The organism is Pseudomonas sp. UBA5666 (genome assembly GCF_002420785.1).
GTDB classification, from domain to species: domain Bacteria; phylum Pseudomonadota; class Gammaproteobacteria; order Pseudomonadales; family Pseudomonadaceae; genus Aquipseudomonas; species Aquipseudomonas fulva.
The window spans coordinates 309,314-316,393 of the sequence record NZ_DIIQ01000014.1; the positions used below are offsets into that span (position 1 = coordinate 309,314).

The 7,080-nt window shown below is 63.3% G+C and carries 7 protein-coding genes; 2 read left to right on the plus strand and 5 right to left on the minus strand.

The annotated features are described in order from the left end of the window. Positions 1 to 3: 3 nt before the first annotated feature. From glcE to B2Y33_RS09415, 3 genes are all read right to left on the minus strand, one after another. Positions 4 to 1,059, minus strand: coding sequence for a glycolate oxidase subunit GlcE (gene glcE, locus B2Y33_RS09405; RefSeq protein WP_028686395.1), 1,056 nt, complete (start codon positions 1,057 to 1,059; stop codon positions 4 to 6). Then, positions 1,059 to 2,558, minus strand: coding sequence for a glycolate oxidase subunit GlcD (gene glcD, locus B2Y33_RS09410; protein WP_027915725.1), 1,500 nt, complete (start codon positions 2,556 to 2,558; stop codon positions 1,059 to 1,061). The genes glcE and glcD overlap by 1 nt, the downstream gene beginning before the upstream one ends. A 119-nt stretch (positions 2,559 to 2,677) precedes the next feature. After that, positions 2,678 to 2,998 (minus strand): DUF2388 domain-containing protein, encoded by a 321-nt coding sequence (locus tag B2Y33_RS09415; protein WP_027915726.1) that lies wholly within the window; start codon positions 2,996 to 2,998, stop codon positions 2,678 to 2,680. Between the two features lie 227 nt (positions 2,999 to 3,225). On the opposite strand from B2Y33_RS09415, the gene B2Y33_RS09420 reads away from it, so the two are divergent. Beyond that, positions 3,226 to 3,852, plus strand: coding sequence for a glutathione S-transferase family protein (locus B2Y33_RS09420; protein WP_049696121.1), 627 nt, complete (start codon positions 3,226 to 3,228; stop codon positions 3,850 to 3,852). Positions 3,853 to 3,866: 14 nt separating this feature from the next. Here the strand turns inward: B2Y33_RS09420 and mrdA are convergent, their stop codons facing one another. Beyond that, positions 3,867 to 5,762, minus strand: a complete 1,896-nt coding sequence (mrdA, locus tag B2Y33_RS09425; RefSeq protein ID WP_027915728.1) for a penicillin-binding protein 2 — start codon at positions 5,760 to 5,762, stop codon at positions 3,867 to 3,869. A gap of 279 nt (positions 5,763 to 6,041) precedes the next feature. Between mrdA and B2Y33_RS09430 the strand changes: the two genes are divergently transcribed. Continuing rightward, on the plus strand, positions 6,042 to 6,533 hold the full coding sequence (locus B2Y33_RS09430; RefSeq protein ID WP_027915729.1) for a cysteine hydrolase family protein: 492 nt from the start codon (positions 6,042 to 6,044) through the stop codon (positions 6,531 to 6,533). Positions 6,534 to 6,561: 28 nt separating this feature from the next. On the opposite strand, the gene B2Y33_RS09435 is transcribed toward B2Y33_RS09430, so the two are convergent. After that, a partial coding sequence (locus B2Y33_RS09435) for a pirin family protein (RefSeq protein ID WP_288632869.1) occupies positions 6,562 to 7,080 on the minus strand: 519 nt, incomplete at its 5' end.

Below are 7,080 nucleotides of genomic sequence, written 5' to 3' on the forward strand. Positions count from 1 at the left end.
CCCTCAAAGGTCCGGGTACAGACGGCCAGGGTTGAAAATGCGCTTGGGGTCCAGCTGGGCCTTGAGGCTACGGTGGTAGCGCATCAGCGGCTCCGACAACGGCGGATAGTGGGCCTGGCCTGGGGTAAGGCACAGCGCATGGCCGCGAGCCTGCTCGGCAATGCGGTGAATGGCGTGGGCTGGGGCATCCGTGCGCAGCCAACGCTGGGCGCCTGCCCAGTCCAGCCATTGGCGCCCTGGCAGGTCCAGTTCTCCTGTCGCGAGAGGTACCGACACACGCCACAAAGGTTCGCTGCCCTGGGTGAAGAATGCCAGGCGCTGCTCACGAAGTTGCGTCCAGAACTCGCCGTCCACGCACTCGCCGCCAAGGCGCTGGCGGGCCGACGCTACCGAACCCTCGCCACCTTCCAGGCGCACGAACAGCGCTTGGCCATCGTGGCAGGCGCCGCTCAGCGGCAGCGGTTGCGCGCCCCAGCGCGTGAGCTCGGCCAAGGCCTGGCTGCGGTCCATTCCAAGGCGCAGGCTTACGCAGTGCCGCGGCACGGGCAGGACCTTGAGCGATACCTCGGTCAACACGCCCAGACAGCCGAAACTGCCTGCCAGCAACCGTGAAAGGTCATACCCGGCTACGTTTTTCATTACCTGGCCGCCAAAGCGCAGCAAGCTGCCCTGGCCCGTGATTACTTGTGTGCCCAGCACGAAGTCGCGCACTGATCCTGCCCAGGGCCGCCGGGGCCCGGACAAGCCAGCCGCCACCATGCCGCCCAAGGTGGCACCCGGGCCCAGGTGCGGTGGCTCGCACGGTAGCATTTGTCCGTTATCCTGCAGCGCGGCCTCTATGTCGCGCAAAGGCGTACCGGCGCGAGCCGTCAGCACCAGCTCCGTGGGGTCATAACTGACGATGCCGCGATGGCCGCGTGTATCAAGTACTTGCCCGTGGACGGCATGGCCGATCACCGCCTTGCTGCCGCTGCCCTGTATGCACAAGGGCGTACCTGCATCCAGCGCTTGGCGTACCTGGTCAAGCAGCGCCTGGCTTGCATCCTGGTCCGCGTCCATCAAAACCGCTCCAGGGCAGGGAAGGGCAACTGCCCATGGTGCACGTGCAACGCACCGAATTCGGCGCAACGGTGCAGCGTGGGAATGTTCTTGCCAGGGTTGAGCAAGCCCTGCGGGTCGAATGCAGCCTTGACCGCGTGAAACACGCGCAGCTCGTCATGAGTGAACTGGGCGCACATCTGGTTGATCTTCTCCCGGCCAACCCCATGCTCACCGGTGATGCTTCCCCCCACGGCCACGCACAGTTCAAGGATTTTTCCACCCAGGGACTCGGCCCGCTCCAGTTCGCCAGGCCGGTTGGCGTCGAACAGGATCAGCGGGTGCATATTACCGTCACCCGCATGGAACACGTTGGCCACCCGCAGCCCATGTTCGCGCGCCATTTCACTGATCCGCACCAGCACGTAAGGCAATTCACGCCGCGGAATCGTACCGTCCATACAGTAATAGTCCGGGGACAGGCGGCCTACGGCAGGGAAGGCATTCTTGCGTCCCGCCCAGAACCGTGCACGCTGTGCCTCGTTACACGCCAGCCGCACCTCGCAGGCGCCGGCCTGGGTGAACAGCGCGGCAACCCGTTCGCAGTCTTCCTGCACATCGGCCTCGACGCCGTCGAGTTCACACAAGAGGATGGCGGCTGCCTCCACTGGATACCCGGCATGGATGAAGTCCTCGGCAGCGCGAATCGCCAGGTTATCCATCATTTCCAGGCCCCCGGGGATGATGCCGGCGGCAATGATGTGGGCGACGGACCGTGCGGCGTCCTCGACCCGGTCAAAGCTGGCCAGCAGGACCCGTGCCACGGGTGGCTTGGGCAGCAGCCGTACGGTCACCTCGGTGACGATCCCCAGCATGCCTTCGGAGCCTGTGAACAGTGCCAGCAGGTCGAACCCAGGGCTGTCGAGCGCATCGCTACCCAGGGTCAACCGTTCACCTGCCACGGTAAGCACTTCCAGTTTCAGGATGTTGTGAACGGTCAGACCATACTTCAGGCAATGCACGCCGCCTGCGTTTTCAGCCACATTGCCGCCGATGGTGCAGGCAATTTGCGATGAGGGATCGGGGGCGTAGTACAGACCGTAAGGGGCGGCGGCCTGGGAAATGGACAGGTTGCGAACGCCCGGCTGGACGCGGGCGAAGCGGCCCTGGGGGCTGACTTCAAGAATACGATTGAGCCGCGCCATGACCAGCAACACGCCTTTGGCCAAGGGCATGGCACCGCCAGACAGCCCGGTTCCGGCGCCGCGAGCCACGACAGGTACGGTGAGCCGGTGGCAGATCTGCAGCACAACCTGTACCTGGTCCACGCGCTCGGGTAACACCACCAGCAACGGGACCGTGCGGTACGCCGCCAGACCGTCGCACTCATACGGCTTGAGGTCCTCATCGCGGCATAGCAATTGAAGATCGGGCAGTGCATCGCGCAGGGACTGGATCAAAAGCGCGCGGTCAACCGTTGGCAGCGCTCCGTCGACGCGTTCGTCATACAACATCGCCATCTCACTTGGATGCTTTGTTTTTATGGGGTCATGACGAGTGTAGCCCCAGTTCGGGCCCAGGGCTTGCAGGGCGGGCTACGACCGGCGTTGGCCACTACGAAAGCCAACGCCGGCGGCAGTCATTGTTGGGCGACCAGAGGGTCGTCCTGGGAGAGAATGGCGCGAGCGAGTTCTTCATCGTTGACTTGCAGGCCGGGGTGGTCCTTGCGTGCTTGCTGCAAGGCAGCTTCCACGTAGGCACCACGAATGGCACCACCGCTGGCGACGAATGCAGACAGCTCGTCACGGGCAGGAATGATGCGCTTGTCATCCTTGAACGTTGAGTACAGCGAAGCCGAGACACCGGCCGAGGTGGCAATGTCGCGGCCGTCGACGCGGGCCATGGCAGCGCCGGCAGGCAATAGAAGCAGCAGTGCGGGTACGAGGGCAAGTTGGCGCATGTCGTGTTCTCCAATAGGTGAAGCCCAGGGGATTACCACTATTGGTGAGAGGCTACGCAGGTGGGTGGAGTTCCATCACCGAAGCGTTAGCCGATGGTCTGCTCATACGGGACAGGATGGGGCTGGTCAACCGGCCTGGCAACCATCGACGCCAGGCCCGATTGACCGCACCGCCACCCGCGTGCTCTGCTCAGGGGCCCACCCTGACAGCCATCGAGGGCTGCACCATGTCTGAATACACGTTGCACTGCTTCGCCGAATCCGGGAATGCGTACAAGGCTGCGCTAATGCTCGAGCTGACCGGCCAGGACTGGCAGCCAGTGTTCGTAGATTTCTTCAACGGCCAGACCCGCGACCCGGTGTGGCGTGATGAGGTGAACGAGCAGGGTGAGGTGCCGGTGCTGATGCATGCGGGCACCTGCTTGACCCAGTCGGCGTTGATCCTCGAGTACTTGAGCGCACAGACAGGCCAGTTCGGCCCGGAGCATGAAGAAGATCGGCGTGAGATCTGGCGCTGGATGCTGTTCGACAACCACAAGTTCACCAGCTATTACGCGGCGCTGCGCTTTCTGTTGTGCCTGAAGAAGACGGGCGAAACCGAGGTGACGACGTTTCTGCGCGAGCGCGCCGCCGCAGCCTACCGCATCGTCGATGGGCACCTGGCCGGCACGCCATTCATGGTCGGCGCGCGGGCGACCATCGCCGACTTGTCGCTGGCCGGTTATGTGTTCATGCCCGAGGACACCGGTATGGACGTGCAGCAGTACACGCACATCGAAGCCTGGAAAGCCCGCCTGCAGACGTTGCCAGGCTGGCAGCACCCCTACGATCTGATGCCCCGCGTCGCGCCCTGAACGGATGGCCGATTTCAGCCGTGGGCAGGTGGCTTGACCGCCGAGCTGCCGGCGTACTCGGGCTTGAGATGACCTTGATCGTCCAGCAGGTAAGCGTCCATGACCTCGCGGACTACCGGACCTGCGACCCGCCCACCGGCTTCGCCGTTTTCGATCATCACCGCCACGACCACGCTAGGGTGCTCGGCCGGAGCGAAACCGACGAACAAGGCGTTGTCACGGTGCCGTTCCAGGGTCTTGTTGCGGTTGTAGCGTTCCCCTTGCTTGATGGCCACGACCTGGGCCGTGCCGCTCTTGCCGGCAATGCGGTATTGCGCGCCGGCAGCGGCAGCACGCGCGATGCCGCGCGGGTCGTGCATGACCATTTGCATACCTTGGCTGACCTGGTCCCAGGCGCGTTTGTCGTGCAGGACGATATCGGGCATGGGGTTGGGGTCGACGGGCGCATCGCCACCGACGGTCATCGCCAGGTGCGGGCGGTGCCATACGCCCTTGCTGGCCAGCAGACTGGTGGCTTGGGCCAACTGCAACGGCGTGACCTGCATATAGCCCTGGCCAATGCCCAGGATCAACGTTTCACCCGGGAACCAAGGCTGTCGGCGTGTCGCGCGCTTCCATTGGGCCGAAGGCATCAGCCCGGCTGCTTCTTCGAACATGTCCAGCGACACCTTCTGGCCGAGGCCGAACTCAGCCATGTAGTCGTGCAAGCGCTCGATACCCAGTTTGTGCGCCAGGTCGTAGAAGTAGGTGTCGTTGGAGCGCATGATCGCCGTGTACATGTCCACCCAGCCATCACCGCTACGGTTCCAGTTACGGTACTTGTGGTCGTAGTTGGGCAGCTCGTAGTAACCCGGGTCGAACACCCGGTTGCCCGGCGTGATCACGCCGCTGTCCAGCCCGGCAATGGCCACCTCGGGCTTGACCGTCGAACCTGGGGCATACAGCCCGCGCAGCACGCGGTTGAACAGGGGGCGGTCGATGGAGTCGCGCAGTTGGGCGTACTGCTTGAAACTGATGCCCTTGACGAACAGGTTGGGGTCAAAGCCCGGGTTACTGACCATCGCCAGCACATCGCCGTTGGCCGGGTCCAGCACCACCACCGAGCCACGGCGCTCGCCCAGGGCCTTTTCCGCCGCCAATTGCAGGTGGGCATCGAGGGTCAGCACGATATCCTGGCCTGGGGTAGGGGCCTTGTGATTGAGCACGCGCATCACCCGGCCCTGGGCATTGGTCTCGACTTCCTCATAGCCTACGTGGCCGTGCAACTGACTTTCGTAGAAGCGTTCGATGCCCGTCTTGCCGATCGACTGAGTACCCCGGTACTCGGTGCTGTCCAGGGTCTTGGCTTCTTTTTCGTTGATGCGCCCTACGTATCCGACCGAATGGGCAAAGTGCTCGCCCAGCGGGTATTCGCGGATGAATTGCGGCTCGACTTCAAGGCCCGGCAACCGGAACTGGTTGACGGCAATCAAGGCAATCTGCTCTTCGTTCAAGCCCACCATCAAGGTGACCGGTTCGAAGGGTTTGCGCCCGCGTCGCAGATCCTTGTCGAACTGCTTGCGGTCCTCCTCATCCAGTCCCAGGACCTGGGTCAGGGTGTCGAGCACCTTGGCGCTGTCTCCGCCGGTCCGTTCACGGGTCATGGTCAGGTCGAAGCTGGGCTTGTTGTCGGCCAGCACGGTGCCATTGCGGTCGTAGATCAAGCCTCGTTCGGGTGCGATCGGCAGTACATGGACGCGATTGTTCTCCGAGACGGCGCTTTGCTGGTCATGCTGGATGACTTGCAGCACATATAACCGACCAATCAGGATGGCGACCAGGCTGAAGACCAGCGCAGCGCAGGCCAGTAGCCGGCGGTTGACCAGGTGCTTTTCCTTTTCATGGTCCTTGAGGGGGATCGGTTGGGGCATGGGCTCTGTCTGTAGAAGGCTGGGCGCGCAGGCGTGGGTCCTGCCTGGTACCGGATGGGGCAGTGATGCTACGCAAGCTGCATGCCTGCCTCAAGGCGCGTAGCCGCATGGTGAGCAGACCCAGGCCCAGGCCGCCCGAGCCTGTGGGGCTCAGGCCTGCATGAAGATTTGTTCATCAGCCTTGCCGAGTACTGTCCCGCACCAGCAGGTTTGGCTTCAACGCGCTCTTTAGGCCCAGGCGGGTATACTCCGTGGCTTTTTTCATGACAGAAGGTGCTCATGCGTCAGGTCCTGCTCATCGTGGACGTCCAGTCCACATTCAGCCCGCCGGAATGGTTGATCGACGGGCTGCGACTGCTGTCGGCCAATATACCTACCATCGCCTCGGTCGAGTTGCACGATGAGCGGGTGACACCGTTCGAGCGGCAATTGGGCTGGCATCCGGCTGCCCAGGATGAAAGCCTGATCGAAGCCGATCAGGTGTTCATCAAGCATGGTTACGGGCCGGGTACCGAAATGATCGAGTACCTGCACCGTCTGGGGGTGCAGCGTGTGCTGGTGAGCGGTTTGCAGACCGACACCTGTGTGCTGGCAGCCGGTTTCGCGCTGTTCGACGCCGGGTTGATGCCGACGCTGGTGACTGACATGACGGTCGGCTCCTCGCTGGATCGCTCGGCGAAGATGGGCATCGCCTTGTGGGCGCATCATTTCCGCCAGGTCACCACGTCCGCCGAGGTGTTGGCTGAGTTGGCCCAGCCGGGCAATCCTTGAGGGACTGGCCCGGCTGGGTGCTACTGTCTCAGGCAACGTCAACCAGCACGATTTCGCTGTCTTCCAGGGCTGTGACCTGCAGCAGCGTTTCTTCGGCGATGGCCACGCCGTCTCGGGCATTGGCTTTCAGCCCATTGACCTCGATGCGGCCTTTGGCCGGGACCAGGTAGCCGCGACGCTTGGGGTCGAACCGGTATTCGGCGGTTTCTCCGGCGCGCAGCGTTGCGGCGACCAGGCGGGCATCGGTACGAATCGGCAGGCTGCCTTCATCGCCATCCCTGCCACTGGCCAGGGTCACGAAGCCTTCGCCGCGTTCACCCTTGGGGAACGGGCGTGTACCCCAGGACGGTGCTTCACCACTGCGCTCGGGCACGATCCAGATCTGGAAAATGCGTGCGTCGCTGTCCTCTTGGTTGTACTCGCTGTGCGCGATGCCCGTGCCGGCGCTCATCACCTGCACGTCGCCGGCCTCGGTTCGGCCCTTGTTGCCCAGGTTGTCTTCATGGGTGATGGCTCCTTCGCGGACGTAGGTGATGATTTCCATGTC